At 68.1% G+C, this 15,608-nt stretch carries 16 protein-coding genes; 8 read left to right on the top strand and 8 right to left on the bottom strand.

Annotated features, from left to right (window positions below; translation table 11 throughout):
- Positions 1-41: 41 nt before the first annotated feature.
- Together ispD and RQG82_RS13760 are read right to left on the bottom strand one after the other, a co-directional pair.
- Positions 42-1,250, bottom strand: coding sequence for a 2-C-methyl-D-erythritol 4-phosphate cytidylyltransferase (gene ispD / locus RQG82_RS13765; RefSeq protein ID WP_396653628.1), 1,209 nt, complete (start codon positions 1,248-1,250; stop codon positions 42-44).
- Positions 1,251-1,323: 73 nt separating this feature from the next.
- Positions 1,324-1,806, bottom strand: coding sequence for a CarD family transcriptional regulator (locus tag RQG82_RS13760; protein WP_042539766.1), 483 nt, complete (start codon positions 1,804-1,806; stop codon positions 1,324-1,326).
- Positions 1,807-1,941: 135 nt separating this feature from the next.
- Between RQG82_RS13760 and RQG82_RS13755 the strand changes: the two genes are divergently transcribed.
- Positions 1,942-2,478 (top strand): DNA modification methylase, encoded by a 537-nt coding sequence (locus tag RQG82_RS13755; protein ID WP_311259620.1) that lies wholly within the window; start codon positions 1,942-1,944, stop codon positions 2,476-2,478.
- 79 nt (positions 2,479-2,557) lie between these two features.
- On the opposite strand, the gene RQG82_RS13750 is transcribed toward RQG82_RS13755, so the two are convergent.
- Positions 2,558-3,241, bottom strand: coding sequence for a response regulator transcription factor (locus RQG82_RS13750; protein ID WP_060926595.1), 684 nt, complete (start codon positions 3,239-3,241; stop codon positions 2,558-2,560).
- Positions 3,238-4,455, bottom strand: a complete 1,218-nt coding sequence (locus RQG82_RS13745; RefSeq protein WP_311259619.1) for an ATP-binding protein — start codon at positions 4,453-4,455, stop codon at positions 3,238-3,240. Before RQG82_RS13745 ends, RQG82_RS13750 begins: the two co-directional genes overlap by 4 nt.
- Positions 4,456-4,676: 221 nt before the next feature.
- Between RQG82_RS13745 and phoU the strand changes: the two genes are divergently transcribed.
- On the top strand, positions 4,677-5,375 hold the full coding sequence (gene phoU / locus RQG82_RS13740; protein ID WP_042539758.1) for a phosphate signaling complex protein PhoU: 699 nt from the start codon (positions 4,677-4,679) through the stop codon (positions 5,373-5,375).
- Positions 5,376-5,438: 63 nt separating this feature from the next.
- Here the strand turns inward: phoU and RQG82_RS13735 are convergent, their stop codons facing one another.
- Positions 5,439-6,188 (bottom strand): phosphoglyceromutase, encoded by a 750-nt coding sequence (locus tag RQG82_RS13735; RefSeq protein ID WP_311259618.1) that lies wholly within the window; start codon positions 6,186-6,188, stop codon positions 5,439-5,441.
- 60 nt (positions 6,189-6,248) lie between these two features.
- Here RQG82_RS13735 and RQG82_RS13730 point away from each other — a divergent pair, with 60 nt between their 5' ends.
- Entirely contained in the window at positions 6,249-7,073 is an 825-nt protein-coding gene (locus RQG82_RS13730) for a class I SAM-dependent methyltransferase (protein WP_311259617.1), read from the top strand.
- A gap of 23 nt (positions 7,074-7,096) precedes the next feature.
- Here the strand turns inward: RQG82_RS13730 and RQG82_RS13725 are convergent, their stop codons facing one another.
- The 3 genes from RQG82_RS13725 to RQG82_RS13715 all read right to left on the bottom strand — a co-directional run bounded on the left by RQG82_RS13725 (position 7,097) and on the right by RQG82_RS13715 (position 9,274).
- Positions 7,097-8,218, bottom strand: a complete 1,122-nt coding sequence (locus RQG82_RS13725; RefSeq protein WP_311259616.1) for a folate-binding protein — start codon at positions 8,216-8,218, stop codon at positions 7,097-7,099.
- Position 8,219: 1 nt separating this feature from the next.
- Positions 8,220-8,822, bottom strand: coding sequence for an FABP family protein (locus tag RQG82_RS13720; protein ID WP_311259615.1), 603 nt, complete (start codon positions 8,820-8,822; stop codon positions 8,220-8,222).
- A gap of 164 nt (positions 8,823-8,986) precedes the next feature.
- Positions 8,987-9,274: a hypothetical protein gene (locus RQG82_RS13715; RefSeq protein ID WP_311259614.1), complete on the bottom strand. Its 288-nt coding sequence runs from the start codon at positions 9,272-9,274 to the stop codon at positions 8,987-8,989.
- A 72-nt stretch (positions 9,275-9,346) separates the two neighbouring features.
- Here RQG82_RS13715 and RQG82_RS13710 point away from each other — a divergent pair, with 72 nt between their 5' ends.
- From RQG82_RS13710 to pstC, 5 genes are all read left to right on the top strand, one after another.
- Complete coding sequence (locus RQG82_RS13710) at positions 9,347-10,030, top strand: response regulator transcription factor (RefSeq protein ID WP_311259613.1); 684 nt, start codon at positions 9,347-9,349, stop codon at positions 10,028-10,030.
- Between the two features lie 54 nt (positions 10,031-10,084).
- Positions 10,085-12,250 (top strand): RNA degradosome polyphosphate kinase, encoded by a 2,166-nt coding sequence (locus RQG82_RS13705; protein ID WP_311259612.1) that lies wholly within the window; start codon positions 10,085-10,087, stop codon positions 12,248-12,250.
- Positions 12,247-13,224: an NUDIX domain-containing protein gene (locus RQG82_RS13700; protein ID WP_311259611.1), complete on the top strand. Its 978-nt coding sequence runs from the start codon at positions 12,247-12,249 to the stop codon at positions 13,222-13,224. The genes RQG82_RS13705 and RQG82_RS13700 overlap by 4 nt, the downstream gene beginning before the upstream one ends.
- 182 nt (positions 13,225-13,406) lie before the next feature.
- Positions 13,407-14,510 (top strand): phosphate ABC transporter substrate-binding protein PstS, encoded by a 1,104-nt coding sequence (gene pstS, locus RQG82_RS13695; protein ID WP_311259610.1) that lies wholly within the window; start codon positions 13,407-13,409, stop codon positions 14,508-14,510.
- A 129-nt stretch (positions 14,511-14,639) separates the two neighbouring features.
- Positions 14,640-15,608 (top strand): phosphate ABC transporter permease subunit PstC, encoded by a 969-nt coding sequence (pstC, locus tag RQG82_RS13690; RefSeq protein WP_311259609.1) that lies wholly within the window; start codon positions 14,640-14,642, stop codon positions 15,606-15,608.

Raw genomic sequence — 15,608 nt, 5'->3', positions numbered from 1 at the left:
TCCGACAACGCCGACGGATGCCGACGCATTCCCCGATGTCGTCAGCGGCGCCCGTTCGGGTGGACCATGGCGACCGCCGTCACCGCGATGCCCTCACCGCGGCCGGGGAAGCCCAGGCCGTCGGTGGTGGTGGCTGTGACCGAGACCGGCGCGCCGCCGAGCGCCGCCGACAGCACCCGCTCAGCCTCTGCTCGGCGCCCGCTGAAGCGCGGTCTATTGCCCTGGAACTGCACCGACACGTTGCCGATCGCGTAGCCCGCCTCGGCGAGAAGCTCGCGAGTGCGGGCGAGGAATACCTCTGCGTGGGCGCCGGCGTACTCGGGGTGCGCGGTGCCGAAGTGCTCGCCGATGTCACCGAGCCCTGCGGCGCCCAGCAGAGCGTCGACCATCGCGTGGGCCACGGCGTCTCCGTCGGAATGTCCCGAGAGCGCTCGCTCCCCCGGCCATTCGATGCCGGCCAGCCACAGGTTGCCGTCTCCGCCGAACGCGTGCACGTCTGTGCCGAGTCCGACCCGGGGGCCGGTCCACATCGGTGCCGGCGCCGCGACCGGCGTCTGCACGTCCGCCAGCAGATGGCGGGCGCGTTCGAGGTCGGCCGCCGTGGTGATCTTGAACCCGCGGGGCGAGCCGGCGATCTGTCGCACGAGATGCCCCGCGGCCGCGAAAAGCGCCGCATCGTCGGTGTACTCGATGCCGGAGGCCGCCGCCGCAGCGTATGCGGCCTCGAGCAGAGCACGCGGGAATCCCTGAGGAGTCTGCGCCGCGGCGAGCTCGGAGCGATCGACCGGCGCGATGACCGCATCCCCGTCGACCCGCTTGAGCGTGTCGACGACGGGGAGCGTCGGGATCACCCCGCTCTCACCATCGGTGGCCGCGGCCACCGCATCGATGATCTCGGGGGGCGTCAGCGCGCGGGCCGCGTCGTGCACGAGCACTCGCGTGACATCGCCCCAGAGCGCCTCGAGACCCGCGGCGACGGACTCCTGCCGCGTGGCGCCGCCCGTCACGACCCTGCCGAGATCGACGCGATCTCCGGCAGCCGCAAGCAGCTCGGTCTCGGCGTCACCCTCGAATCCGCCAGGGGCGACCACGATGACCTGGGCGGGGGCGGCGGCGAAGACGCCGTCGAGCGCGTGGCGGAGGATCGAATGCGTGTCGATGCCGACGAACGCCTTGGGCGCTCCGGCATCCAGTCGGGTGCCGGAACCGGCGGCGACGACGATGATCGCGGTGTCAGGAACGGGAAGCATGCTCACCAGGTTCACGTTACCGGCGCGCACGAAAAAAGGCGGATGCCGAAGCACCCGCCTTCTCTCAGTCCACTCAGGACGCGAGAACCTCGTCGAGCAGTGCGCTCGCCTTGTCCTCGTCGGTCTTCTCAGCGAGTGCGAGCTCGGAGATCAGGATCTGACGCGCCTTGGCCAGCATCCGCTTCTCACCCGCAGACAGCCCACGGTCCTGGTCACGACGCCACAGGTCGCGGACGACCTCGCTCACCTTGATGACATCGCCGGAGGCGAGCTTCTCGAGGTTCGCCTTGTAACGACGCGACCAGTTGGTCGGCTCTTCGGTGAACGGCGCACGGAGAACCTCGAACACAGCGTCGAGGCCCTCTCGGCCGATGACATCGCGGACCCCGACGAGATCGACGTTCTCAGCGGGCACCTCGATGATGAGGTCCCCCTGGGTGACGTTGAGCTTCAGGTATTTCTTCGCCTCACCCTTGATGATGCGCTCCTTGACCTCGATGATGGTCGCAGCGCCATGGTGCGGATAGACGACAGTTTCGCCAACCTCAAAAAGCATAAAAACTTGTCCTTTCGGCAACCTCAAGGATACCACAGGGGGAATGCGCTAAGGTTCGCGCCCCCACGTCCTCAGGCGGCACCCCGCATGCGCATAGAATGGATGCGGATATCCCGTCGGACCTCAGGAGGACCCGTGAAATCGCGCCTTGTTGCGTCTGCCGCCATCAGCGCCCTCGTTCTTCTCGGCGCGACCGGCTGCACGTTCATTACGCCGCAGTCGACGGAGGTCCAGTACTCGGCCTCGGACGGCGTCAACGTCTCGGACTCGGATGGCCCGATCGACGTGCGCAACGCCTTCATCGTCGCGAACGAAGACGGTTCCGTCGGCAACTTCGTCGCCGCAGTGGTGAACCCGACCACCGAGAAGGCCACTCTCACGATGACGGTCGCCGGTCTCGACCCGTTCACCGTCTCGGTGCCTGCAGGCAAGACGGTCAGCTTCGGCGCCGACGAGGAGCCCCTGCGCATCGACGACCTCGACACTCTGCCCGGTGCGACGATCGAGATCCACTTCCAGTCGGGTGACGGCGCCGGCACCAAGACCGAGGTCCCCGTGCTCGACGGCTCGCTGCCGTACTACGCCGACCTGGTTCCCGACGAGGCCGAAGAGTCCACCCGCACGCCTGAGCCCGTCCCGTCAGACACCGCCGCCCCCGCTCCCTCGGAGTGATCCGGCGCACACGCTGAAGAAGAGGCCGTCACCCCGGGGTGACGGCCTCTTCTGTATGTGCTCGGGACGGCGCCCGCGTTCAGCCCTCGAAGCGGTAGCCGAGGCCGCGGACCGTGACGAGCATGACCGGCTCGCCCGGGTTCTCCTCGATCCGTGAGCGGATGCGCTTGATGTGCACGTCGAGGGTCTTGGTGTCGCCGAAGTAATCACTGCCCCATACCCGGTCGATGAGCTGGCCGCGCGTGAGCACCCGACCCGAGTTGCGCATGAGCACCTCGAGCAGCTCGAACTCCTTCAGCGGCATGTTGATCTGCTGTCCGGCGACCGAGACCGTGTGGCGGTCGATGTCGAGTGAGACGCGGCCGCCGTCGAGCACGCGCTCGTCTAGCTCGCTGTCGGCCTGGACCACACGGCGCAGCACCGCACGCATCCGAGCCAGCAGCTCACGTGACGAATACGGCTTCGTGACGTAGTCGTCGGCGCCGAGCTCGAGCCCGACGACGATGTCCACCTCGGAGTCCTTGGCGGTGACCATGATGATCGGGACGGCGGAGGTCGAGCGGATCTGCCGGCACACCTCGGTGCCCGGCATGCCCGGCAGCATCAGGTCGAGGAGAACGACGTCAGCGCCGCGCTCGCGGAAGGCGGTCAGCGCTCCTGGGCCGTCCTCGGCGATCTCGACCTCGTACCCCTCTCGGCGCAGCAGGTAGGCGAGCGGGTCGGCGAGGTCTGGCTCGTCTTCGACGAGAAGGATGCGGGTCATGCGTTCTCTCCGTTTCGGACGCGAGCTGCGGCCTTCGCCGCCTTGCGCTCGCGCTTCTTCTTGTTCTTCTTGTCCCTGTCGATGCTCGGGGGAGCATCGATCGTCGGAAGCCTGATGGTGAAGGTGGAGCCTCGTCCGGGGCGCGACCAGAGGCGCATCTCACCGCCGTGGCGCTGCGTGGCGTGCTTCACGATCGAGAGCCCGAGTCCGGTTCCGCCGGTGCGGCGCGACCTCGCCTCGTCTGCGCGGTAGAAGCGCTCGAAGATCCGCTCTCGGTCCGCCTCGGCGATGCCGATGCCCTGGTCGGACACCGCGACCTCGACGACACCGTCGTCGGCCTTCACTCCGATGCCGACGCGGGACCCCTTCGGGGAATACACGATCGCGTTGGCGATGAGGTTGCCGAACGCCTCGATCAGGATCTGCGAGTCACCTCGCACCCAGACTCCCCTGTCGCCGCCGCGGGCGAGCTCGACTCCGGCCGAGTCGGCCTGCACGACATGAGCCTCGAGTGCGGTCGCCAGCACCTCGTCGATCGAGACGGGGCGCACATCAGACAGCGCATCGTCGGTCTGGAGTCTCGACAGACTCATGATGCGGCCCGTCAGCTGCCCGAGACGAGCGGCCTCGGCCGAGATCCGGGTGGCGAAGTGGCGCACCTGCGCCGGATCGTCTGCCGCGGACTCGATGGCCTCGGCCAGCAGGGTGACCGCCCCGACGGGGGTCTTGAGCTCGTGGCTGGTGTTGGCCACGAAATCGCGGCGCATCTGGTCGAGACGCTCCTGCTCGGTGACATCGCGGATGATCAGCAGAGTCATGCGGGGGCTGATCGCACTCGCGCGAGCCGACACCAGCCGCGGGTCGAGGCTGAGTCCGCCGCGAGTGATGCGCAGGGACTCGGTCGCCGAACTCCCCTCGTTACGCCCTCCCCGCACGAGCTGTCGCAGCTCGGGGTTCTCGAGCGGTGCTCCCACCTCGATGCCGAATCGCGTGGCCGCTTTGGAGACGGCGAGCACGAGCCCAGAGGAATCGACCACGCAGGCGGCGTCGTCCATGCTGCCCAGAACCGCGGTGACGCCCGCCGGAACGGCGAGTGACGTCTCGTCGGCGACCCGGGCCCTGGCGCGGTACGCCCAGGCGACGAGGAGCGAGAGGCCGATGCCGATCACGAGGCCGACGGCCAACGCGAGCAGCGCGATCTGCGGCAAGGTCATAACCCCAGCGTAGAGTGCGTTCACCGCCGGATCGGCGGGTTCTCCTGCGCTGGCTTCAACGGGAGAAGTACTATTCACGTGCTGGGCACCGTTCGTTAACCTTCGAAGCAGACAATCGCTTTCGGGCCTGTGCGGGAGCGCGGACCTCTCCTCCCGCGCGGACGACCCAGCCGTCTCGCGCTGTCACCACAGTCGAGACCCGAATGAAAGGTTGCGCCCACATGCGCGAAGTCTTCCACCAGTCCCTCGAGGACCTGCAGTCCCGTCTCGTGGAGATCGCCGACCTCGTCACGGTCTCGATCGACAAGGCGACGCGTGCGTTCGCCACCAGCGACGTCGAGCTCGCCGAAGAGGTCATCGCCGACGACGCGAAGATCGACGAGCTGGCGGTCAAGCTCGACGAGCAGGCCATCGAGATCCTCGCCCGTCAGCAGCCGGTCGCCCGCGACCTGCGCATCGTGGTGATCGCGCTGCGCGTCAGCGCGTCGCTCGAGCGCATGGGCGACATGTCCGAGCACATCGCCCAGCTCGCTCGCCTGCGCTTCCCGGAGCGCGCGATCCCGAAGGGCCTCAAGGGCACCTTCACCAAGATGGGCGAGCTCGACGTCGAGATCTCGCGCACGCTCTCCGAGCTGCTGCGCACCCAGGACCTTCGCCTGGCCGACACCATCCGCAACACCGACGACGACATCGACGAGCTGCACGCCAGCGTGTTCGAGAAGGTACTCAGCGACAACTGGAAGGGCGAGGCGACCGCGACGGTCGACGCCACGCTCGCCAGCCGCTACCACGAGCGCTTCGCCGACCACGCAGTGGCGGTCGCCAAGAAGGTCGTGTACCTCGCGACCGGTGACTGGCGCGTCGAAGAAGAGGACATCCCCCTCGCAGCAGAGCAGCAGCGCGAATTCGGTCACGCCTGAGGCGTCACGAGATAGACGAAGGGGGCGGATGCTGACAGCATCCGCCCCCTTCGTCGTCTTCTGTTACTTCTTGCCCTGCGCTGCCACGGCAGCGGCGCCTGCGGCGGCGGCCTCGGGGTCGAGGTAACGACCGGGGCCGGTCGGGACGTTGTTCTCGTCGAGCTCATAGACCAGCGGGATGCCGGTGGGGATGTTGAGTTCGGCGATGTCGTCGTCGCTGATGCCCTCGAGGTGCTTCACGAGGCCGCGCAACGAGTTGCCATGAGCGGTGACGAGAACCGTCTTGCCGGCCTCGAGGTCGGGCACGATGGCCTCGTCCCAGTACGGCAGCAGGCGGTCGATGACGAGCTTCAGCGACTCGGTGCGGGGCACCTCGCCGTCGATGTCGGCATAGCGCACGTCGCCGACCTGGCTGAACTCGCTCTCGTCGTCGAGCAGGGGCGGCGGCACGTCGAACGAGCGACGCCACAGCTGGAACTGCTCCGGCCCGAACTCCTCGAGGGTCTGCGCCTTGTCCTTGCCCTGCAGGGCGCCGTAGTGACGCTCGTTGAGGCGCCACGAGCGCGTGACCGGGATCCACAGGCGGTCGGCCGCGTCCAGCGCGATGTTCGCCGTCTGGATCGCACGGCTGAGCAGCGAGGTGTGCAGCACGTCGGGCAGGATGCCGGCCTCGGCCAGCAGCTCTCCACCGCGCTGGGCCTCCTTCTTGCCCTGCTCGTTCAGGCGGACGTCCACCCAGCCGGTGAAGAGGTTCAGTTCGTTCCACTCGCTCCGGCCGTGACGGAGCAGGATCAGGGTGCGCTTCGAAGTCATGACGTCAGTTTATCGGCGCAGCTCGACGCGTCCACGCCCTCGCCCTGCGAGGATTGACGCATGGCGTCATCTCCCCTCGGTCGGCCGACCCGCGGCACGACCGGGACGAACCGGCTGCGCCGCAACGATCGCTGGATCGCGGCGAGCCCGGCCTTCCGCCGAGCCGCGGATCCGCTCGTGATCGACCTCGGCTACGGAGCCAGCGGCGTGACGGCGTTCGAGCTCGCGACCCGGCTGCAGCGCGTGCGCGTGGATGCCGAAGTGCGGGGCCTCGAGATCGATCCGGCCAGAGTCGCGACGGCGGAAGAGCAGCTCGCCGAGGTGCGGACGGGTCGCACTCCCTTCTCCCCCGACCTCCGGGTGTCGTTCGCGCGCGGCGGGTTCGAGGTGCCGCTGCCTGCGGGGCGTCGACCAGCGGTGATCCGGGCAATGAACGTCCTGCGGCAGTACGACGAGTCGGATGTGGCCGGCGCGTGGCGCACGATGGCCGGCCGACTCGCTGGCGACGGCCTGCTCGTCGAAGGCACGTGCGACGAGATCGGACGCGTGTCGAGCTGGGTCGACGTCGCCCCGACGGGAGCGCCGCTGCGGTTCACGGTCTCGCTCCGCCTCGCCGACCTCGAGCATCCGAGCATCGTCGCCGAGCGGCTGCCGAAGGCGCTGATCCACCGCAACGTGCCTGGCGAGCGCATCCACTCCCTGCTCGTCGACCTCGACCGCGAATGGGACCGCGCGGCACCGCTGTCGACCTTCGGCGCGACGCAGCGGTTCCTGGCCGCGGTCGCCGCGCTTCGCGATCAGGGGTGGCCGGTGCTGGGCGGCAAGAGCCGGTGGCGACTGGGCGAGCTCACGCTCCCCTGGGATGCCGTGGCTCCACTCCCCTGACGAGCGCTCGCGCGCGGCCCGGTTCAGCCCGCCTGACGGGGATCCGGGGCACTGGGGCGGCGCGACAGCCGCGTGAGCCGCGGGATGTCGGCCGTGGCACCCGCATCCGCCGGCACGATGACCTGCTGGGTCGCGGCGATGTCGGCACCGTCGGCTCGGACGACGAGATCGCCCACCGGCGTGCGACGAGACAGGATCGCGAGCGCGATCGGGCCGTCTTCATGGTGTCTGGCGACGGAGGTGATGCGACCCACCTCGTCGTCGCCGGCGAAGACCGCATCGCCGACGGCGGGCAGCACCGCCTCACTGCCATCGAGGTGCAGCGCCGCGAGCCTGCGTGGCGGGTGTCCGAGGTTGTGCACCTTGGCCACCGTCTCCTGGCCGCGGTAGCACCCCTTGCTCAGGTGCACTGCCGTGCGGATCCAGTCGGATTCGTGCGGCAGCGAGCGCTCGTCGACCTCGGCCGACCACCGCGGACGCCACGCGGCGACGCGCAGCGCCTCGGCGGCGAGAAGTCCTGCCACCTCTTCGGACGACAGGGTCGCGGCGAGCGCGTCAGCGGCGTCGGTCGTCGTGATCGCCACCCTCCACGCGAGCTCTGCGCCCGGATGATCGGCGACCTCGGCGTACTGATGACCACCCGCGCTCACGCGCTGCCAGGGGTCGGCCCAGATCAGCGGAGCACCGGACGCAGCGGATGCCGCAGCAGTCGCGCGCTCAGCCGCGGCGCCGCCGTCGACGAAGCCGAGCAGCGTCAGATCGGGGCGCACGGCCACCGTCGCCTGGGTGCGGAACTTCATGCGCGTCAGCCAGGTCGCGAGGGCCTCCGCGTCGTCTGAGTCCGCGATCAGCCAGGTCGACGAGCCGTCGTCGACGACCCCGGCCGCGTGCTCCACGCGCCCCTGAGGGTCGAGCACCAGCAGTTCCGTGCTCTCACCCGGAGCGAGTCGCCCGACCGACTGCGAGGTGATCGAGTCCAGCCACCCCAGCCGTTCGGGACCTGCGACTTCGATGACCGTCCGATCGTCGAGCGGAACCAGGGCCGCGCCGTCTGCGAGGCGACGCTGCTCGCGGAACGCGTCGCCGAAGTGCGCGATCCCGTGCTCGCCGATCACAGCGCCGGAGATGTCGGTGAATCCGCTCATGTCAGACCTTCGCGAGTCGGGCGGAGGCGTGCGACCGCATTTGTGTGCCCAGGGCCGCGATGTCCCAGGCCCAGAGAAGGTGGTTGTCGACCAGGCCGTACATCCGCGTGGCCGCGCCGTACTCCTTGGCCCCGGCTCCGCGCACGATGGCGTCGGAGGCGATGTCGATGCGCGGACCGTTGATCTCGCCGAGGTAGAGCTCGAGCGTCCCGTCGGCATGGGCGATCGAGACCTCGATCGGGAAGCCGCCTGACGCAGCGCGGAGGGTCTCGACGTCGTCGACGGTCCGCACGACCGGCTCGGCACGCGGCGGCAGCAACGCGGGACCCGGGTCGGCGTCGGAGGCCGGCCGGGAGAGACGCCAGAAACCGGTCTCAGCGACGAGCGGGATCGAGACCGCTCCATCTTCGCCCGCGAAGATCGCCGTCGCAGAGTAGTTCAGGAAGGGACCGCCGTCATGGCTGAAGCTCACGCGATGGGTGAACTCGCCCTGCAGACGGTCATCGCCGACCGGATAGTCGATGACGCCGGTTCCCTCCCAGACGCCGACGAGCCACGAGAGCGGCGCGAGGTCGGCGGGGAGATCCGTGGGCAGCTCGAGCACGATGCTCAGCGCTGGCCGCGGAAGAGATTCCGCAGCACGACGACCGAGACGAAGGCGATCGCGAGGCTCGCCAGGCCCAGGAGGCCGATGAAGAAGAGTTCGAGCGCCATGAGGTCCATGGCGTCCACTTTACCCTCCAGCAGGCCGAGTGTCTCGTTCGCGGATCAGGTGACGAGAGCGGCGAGACCGAAGCCGACCGAGATCACGCCCATCAGCATCAGCGCGCCGATGGTGCTGGAGCCCACACGGAAGATGAAGCCCTGCGTGCGCCCGTACTGCAGCTGCACGGCGAAGGAGAGGAGCACGATCGCGCCGAAGACCACGAGCAGCCACGGCACTCGCCACTCCTCCGCGACGAAGATGCCCACGCCGATCGAGGCCACGACGGCGACCCCCCATACGATGAGCACGCCGACGAAAGCGTTACGCGGTGCGAGCGCTGGATCCGTCATGACTCCATTGTGACCCATCGGCGCCCGGTATCATTGCGGCACGGCGTACCCCGCCGTCCGGAAGGAGTGCGTGTGGCCCAGGTCCTGGTGTTGACCAATGCTCCGGTCTCGGAGCAGGTCCTGCCCGCACTCGAGCTCCTCAGCCATCGAGTGCGCCAGATCCCGGCCGAGCCCGCCCAACTCGTGAGCGCCCCCGAATACGACATCGTGATCGTCGACGGGCGTCTCGACCTCGTCGGGGCGAAGTCTCTCTGCCGTCTGCTGCGAGCCACCGGCCAGGACGCGCCGCTGCTGCTCGTCGTCACGGAGGGAGGAATGAGCGCGCTGTCCGGAGACTGGGGCATCGACGACGTGCTTCTCTCGACCGCAGGCCCGGCCGAGACCGACGCACGCGTGCGGCTCGCCCTCGCCCGCCGAGACGAGGTCGCAGAGCCGACGCGCGTGCAGGCCTCCGGCGTCACGATCGACGAGCAGTCGTATTCGGCGAAGCTCAGAGGACGCCCACTGGACCTCACGTACAAAGAGTTCCAGCTGCTGCATTTCCTGGCCACCCACCCTTCACGGGTGTTCACCCGCGAGCAGCTGCTCAGCGAGGTGTGGGGTTATGACTACTTCGGCGGCACCAGAACCGTCGACGTGCATGTGCGGCGCCTGCGGGCGAAGCTGGGCGACCAGGAGCAGATCATCGGCACGGTCCGCAATGTCGGGTACCGATTCAACGTCTACGAAGACGAGACAGTCGCCGCATCGCGGTGACGCACGCGACGTCAGTTCACGCACGCGTCATCTCACGGTGCTTAGATGTACCCCATGATCGATCCCGCACTCGCCGACGCAGGTCTCGGTGACGCTGAAGATGACGACTTCGATGCCATCGAGTCTCCCGACGCCCTTCTGCCCGACCACCGCTACCACGACCGCGAGCTGAGCTGGCTCGCTTTCAACCAGCGCGTGCTCGAACTCGCGGAGGATCCGTCGCTCCCTGAACTCGAGCGCGCGAACTTCCTCGCCATCTTCGCCAGCAACCTCGACGAGTTCTTCATGGTGCGCGTCGCCGGACTCAAGCGCCGCATCCTGACAGGCCTGGCGGTGCCCACCAACATCGGCCGCTCCCCCGCCGACGCGCTCGCCGACATCGCCCGCGAAGCCCACGCGCTGCAGCTGCGTCACGCCGACGCATGGAAGTCGCTCGTGCGTCCGGCGCTGGCCGAGTCCGGCATCGAGATCACCCAGTGGTCGGAGCTCACCGAAGAAGAGCGCTCCAAGCTCTCCGATTACTTCGGGGCACAGGTGTTCCCCGTGCTGATGCCGCTCGCGGTCGACCCCGCGCATCCTTTCCCGTACATCTCGGGGCTGTCGCTGAACCTCGCCATCCGCATCCGCAACGCCCGTACCGGGCGTCAGGAGTTCGCGCGTCTCAAGGTGCCGCCCATGCTGCCCCGCTTCGTCGAGGTTCCGGGCTCCGGTGAGATCAAGCGCTTCCTCACGCTCGAAGAGCTCATCGCCAACCACCTCGGCGACCTCTTCCCCGGCATGGAGGTCCTCGACCACCACGCCTTCCGCCTCACCCGCAACGAGGACGTGGAGATCGAGGAGGACGAGAGCGAGAACCTCATCCAGGCGCTCGAGGCCGAGCTGCTTCGCCGCCGCTTCGGTCCGCCGATCCGCCTCGAGATCACCGACGACATGGACGAGGTCACGATGGACCTCCTCGTGCGCGAGCTCGAGATCACCGACCAGGAGATCTACCGCCTCCCCGGGCCGCTCGACCTCAGAGGTCTCTTCGACCTGTCGCGCATCGATCGCCCGGATCTGCGCTACCCGCCGCATCTTCCGACCACGGCCGTCGCCTTCCAGCCGACCGGAAGCAACACGCGCGCCGACATCTTCAAGGCGATCCGCAAGTCGGACGTGCTCGTGCACCACCCGTACGAGTCGTTCACCACCAGCGTCGTCTCGTTCCTCGAGCAGGCGGCACGCGACCCGCACGTGCTCGCGATCAAGCAGACGCTCTACCGCACCTCGGGCGACAGCCCGATCGTCGAGGCGCTGATCAACGCCGCCGAATCGGGCAAGCAGGTGCTGGCGCTGGTCGAGGTCAAGGCCCGCTTCGACGAGGCCAACAACATCGTCTGGGCGCGCAAGCTCGAGAAGGCGGGCGTCCACGTCGTCTACGGCCTCGTCGGGCTCAAGACCCACTGCAAGCTCGCGCTCGTCATCCGTGAGGAGGACGGGGTGCTCCGCCACTACTCGCACATCGGCACAGGAAACTACAACCCCAAGACCAGCCGCATCTACGAGGACTTCGGGCTGTTCACCACCGATGCCCAGGTCGGCAAGGACCTCACCCGTCTGTTCAACGAGCTCAGCGGCTATGCGATCGAGAAGAAGTTCAAGCGCCTTCTCGTCGCGCCGCTTCACCTGCGCAAGGGGCTCGTGCGCCAGATCGACAACGAGCGCCGCAATGCCGAGAACGGCAAGCCTGCCGGCATCCGCATCAAGGTGAACTCGATGGTCGACGAAGAGGTCATCGACGCGCTGTACCGCGCCAGCGCCGCCGGTGTGAAGGTCGACGTGTGGGTGCGCGGAATCTGCAGCCTGCGCACCGATCTCGACGGAATCAGCGACAACATCACCGTGCGCAGCATCCTGGGCAGATACCTCGAGCACTCGCGCATCTTCGCGTTCCACAACGACGGCGATGCCCAGGTGTACATCGGCAGCGCCGACATGATGCATCGCAACCTCGACCGCCGGGTCGAGGCGCTGGTGCGCGTCACCGACCCCGGGCACATGAAGGACCTGCTCGACTTCTTCGACCTGGCCATGGACCCTGGCACCACCTCGTGGCACCTCGGGACGGACGGCGTCTGGACTCGACACGCCACGGATGCCGCGGGCAAGCCCCTCATCGACCTGCAGGACAAGACCATGGGGTTGGTCCAGCGACGTCGTCGCGCACGGGCGGTTCGATGAGCGACGATTCGCGTACCCACGGCACACGGTCGAAGTGGACGGACAAGGCCGTGTATGCGGCCGGCGCCGTCGTCTGGCGACTCATCGACGGCAAGCTGCGGATCCTTCTGATCCATCGCACCAAGTACCGCGACGTCACGCTTCCCAAGGGCAAGGTCGACCCCGGTGAGATGCTCGCCGAGACGGCGGTGCGGGAGGTGCACGAAGAGACCGGCATCCGCGTCTCCCTCGGAGTCCCCGTCGGAGTGAGCCGCTACCATCTGCCCTCCAGCAAGCAGAAGGTCGTGCACTACTGGGCCGCCGAGGCCACGTCCGACGCGATCCGGGCTTCGACGTTCGTGCCGAATCGCGAGATCGCCGCCCTCGAATGGGTCAGCGTCAAGAAGGCGCGCGCCCGACTGAGCTACCCGGTCGACCTCGAGATCCTCGACTTCTTCGCTCAGCTCGTCGATGACGGCGTGCTGCGCACGTTCCCGATCATCGCGCTGCGGCACGCGAAGGCGCTCTCGCGCGGCGACTGGGACGGCCCGGATGCCGAACGACCACTCACCGATCGCGGCATGCAGCAGGCGAAGTCGATCGTCGGCCCGCTGCGGGCGTTCGGTGTGCGCAAGATCATCACGAGTGATGCCGTGCGCTGCATGCAGACCGTGACGCCGCTCGCGAAGGCCCTGGATCGGAAGACCGTCATCACGCCGAAGATCAGCCAGGACGCATGGGAGGACGGCGAAGACGATCTGCGCTCGGTCGTCGGTCGTCGCGTGCGCTCAGGCAAGCCGGCCGTTCTGTGCAGCCATGGCCCCGTGCTCCCGGGAATCCTGACTGAGATCGCCCTGGCCACCGGAACCGTGCGCGGCTCGTACGTCAGCAGCGCGGCCGACCTCGAACCGGCCGCCTTCTCTGTCGTGCACCTCTCAGCATCCAATCCGGGGTCGGGGATCATCGCGATCGAGACCCACATCCCGAAGGTCTAGCGCGCTGCGAACGGCAGCGCAGGCCGTATCCGGCAACGGATGCGGCCTTTTGCATGCCCCAGAGAGACGCGTGCCGTTCACCTCCCGTTCACCTGCGCGGGAGAGTCTCGTTAACCGCCGCACATAGCGTCACTGTGTGCCCTGCACCGGGCCCCACCACATCAAAGATCGAAGGATCCACAGTGAAGATCTCCCGAATCGCACGTATCGGCGCCGTCGGCGCCGTGGCCGCTCTCGCCCTCGCCGGCTGTGCCGCGAACGAAGGCGGAACCGGCGGAACCACCGACGCACCGAGCGAATCCACCCTCACCGGCACCATCGAGGCCACCGGAGCCTCCTCGCAGGAGGCCGCCCAGCAGTCCTGGGTCGCCGCATTCCAGACCGCCAACCCCGACACCACGGTGAACTACACCGCGACGGGTTCGGGCACCGGCCGCGAGAACTTCATCGCTGGCTCGTCGAACTTCATCGGCTCCGACCGCGCATTCGACGCTGACGAGCTCGCCGCGGGTGGCTTCGGCTCCTGCGCCTCCGACGACATCGTCGAGATCCCCGTCTACATCTCGCCGGTCGCCGTCGCCTTCAACCTCGAGGGCATCGACGAGCTGAACCTCGACGGCGAGACCATCGCCAAGATCTTCTCGGGCGCCATCACCAACTGGAACGACGCAGCCATCGCGTCGCAGAACGAGGGCGTCGAGCTGCCCGACCAGGCGATCGTCCCCGTGCACCGCGCAGACGCGTCTGGCACGCAGGAGACCTTCACCAAGTACCTCAGCGCCGTCGCTCCGGACGTCTGGACCTACGAGGCCAGCGACGAGTGGCCGCTCCAGACGGGCGAGGCCGGCGACGGCACCTCGGGCGTCGTCGACGCGATCACCAACGGTGTGGGCTACATCGGCTTCGCGGACGCTTCGCGCACCGGTGACCTGGGCCAGGTCGCCGTCGAGGTCGAGGGCGAGTACGTCGCGTACTCCGCCGAGGCCGCCGCAGCGCTCGTCGAGGCATCGCCGCTCGAAGAGGGCCGCTCCGACCACGACCTCGCATACGCCGTAGACCCGGCCGCAGCACCCGCCGGCTCGTACCCGATCGCGCTCGTGTCGTACCTCATCGGCTGCGTCGAGTACGACGACGCCGAGACCGCCGGCCTGGTGAAGGCGTACTTCCAGTACGTCGCATCGGCCGAGGGCCAGGACGCCGCCGCAGAGGCCGCAGGCAGCGCGCCGATCTCAGACGCCCTGCGCGACCAGATCAACACGGCGATCGACGCGATCGTCACGGAGTGACCGAACGCTCAGCACACCGCTGAGCTCCGGTCCCGACGCCCCCGTGGTGTCGGTCGTAGGACTCGACCGACACCGCGGGGGCACCCGCATGAAAACCCCGAAAGTCCCTCAGAGCCTGGAGTCGCTCCGATGACCACAACCTCAACGGGTCCCGATACCACCCGTTCCCCCGGGACGCGAACCGCCCCCCGCCGACGGGGTGACCTCATCTTCTCCGGCACCGCGCTGGCGGCGGGAATCATCATCCTCGTCACCCTCGCCGCGGTGGCGGTCTTCCTCATCGTGCAGGCGATCCCCGCTCTGTCGTCCGACACCTCCAACAACCACATCCTCGAGGGACAGTCGTTCCTGTCGTGGGTGTGGCCCTTCGTCTTCGGAACTCTGTGGTCGAGCTTCATCGCTCTCGTGATCGCCGCTCCGATCGCGATCGGCATCGCACTCTTCATCTCGCACTACGCGCCGCGTCGTCTCGCCGGCTTCCTCGGCTACATCATCGACCTGCTGGCGGCCGTGCCCTCGGTCGTCTTCGGTCTGTGGGGTGCGCTCACCTTCGCGCCGATGCTCGTGCCGTTCTACAAATGGCTGAACACGAACCTCGGCTGGATCCCGCTCTTCAGCGGCACCCCCTCCGGCACCGGAAAGACGATCCTCACGGCATCCCTCGTGCTCGCGGTGATGATCCTGCCGATCATGACCGCGATCTGCCGCGAGGTCTTCCTCCAGACGCCGAAGCTCCACGAAGAGGCGGCACTCGCGCTCGGCGCGACCCGTTGGGAGATGGTCCGGATGGCCGTGCTCCCCTTCGCACGCAGCGGAATGGTGTCTGGGGCCATGCTCGGCCTGGGCCGTGCGCTCGGCGAGACCATGGCCGTGACACTCGTGCTCTCGCCCCTCGGCATCGTCACGTTCAACCTGATCAACCCGGAGAACCCCACGACGATCCCGGCGATCATCGCGCTGCGGTTCCCCGAGGCCCACGACGAGGGTGTCAACACGCTCATCGCGGCGGGTCTGATCCTCTTCATCGTCACCTTCGCGGTCAACTTCGTGGCCCGCTGGATCGTCTCGCGCCGTGCCGAGTTCTCGGGAGCCAACTGA

It is taken from the genome of Microbacterium sp. WCS2018Hpa-9 (assembly GCF_031843745.1).
Lineage (GTDB): Bacteria > Actinomycetota > Actinomycetes > Actinomycetales > Microbacteriaceae > Microbacterium.
Note: the sequence above shows the minus strand (reverse complement) of the source record. Positions and strands in the feature narration are given on the sequence as shown.

Bases quoted from the DNA above. Each gene is read 5' to 3' on its own strand.
- RQG82_RS13745 (WP_311259619.1), bottom strand. From the start codon at position 4,455: ATGACCTTGCCGCAGATCGCGCTGCTCGCGTTGGCCGTCGGCCTCGTG.
- RQG82_RS13730 (WP_311259617.1), top strand. From the start codon at position 6,249: ATGGCGTCATCTCCCCTCGGTCGGCCGACCCGCGGCACGACCGGGACG.
- RQG82_RS13715 (WP_311259614.1), bottom strand. From the start codon at position 9,274: ATGACGGATCCAGCGCTCGCACCGCGTAACGCTTTCGTCGGCGTGCTC.
- RQG82_RS13760 (WP_042539766.1), bottom strand. From the start codon at position 1,806: ATGCTTTTTGAGGTTGGCGAAACTGTCGTCTATCCGCACCATGGCGCT.
- RQG82_RS13750 (WP_060926595.1), bottom strand. From the start codon at position 3,241: ATGACCCGCATCCTTCTCGTCGAAGACGAGCCAGACCTCGCCGACCCG.
- phoU (WP_042539758.1), top strand. From the start codon at position 4,677: ATGCGCGAAGTCTTCCACCAGTCCCTCGAGGACCTGCAGTCCCGTCTC.
- RQG82_RS13705 (WP_311259612.1), top strand. From the start codon at position 10,085: ATGATCGATCCCGCACTCGCCGACGCAGGTCTCGGTGACGCTGAAGAT.
- RQG82_RS13735 (WP_311259618.1), bottom strand. From the start codon at position 6,188: ATGACTTCGAAGCGCACCCTGATCCTGCTCCGTCACGGCCGGAGCGAG.
- RQG82_RS13725 (WP_311259616.1), bottom strand. From the start codon at position 8,218: ATGAGCGGATTCACCGACATCTCCGGCGCTGTGATCGGCGAGCACGGG.
- RQG82_RS13700 (WP_311259611.1), top strand. From the start codon at position 12,247: ATGAGCGACGATTCGCGTACCCACGGCACACGGTCGAAGTGGACGGAC.
- pstC (WP_311259609.1), top strand. From the start codon at position 14,640: ATGACCACAACCTCAACGGGTCCCGATACCACCCGTTCCCCCGGGACG.
- ispD (WP_396653628.1), bottom strand. From the start codon at position 1,250: ATGCTTCCCGTTCCTGACACCGCGATCATCGTCGTCGCCGCCGGTTCC.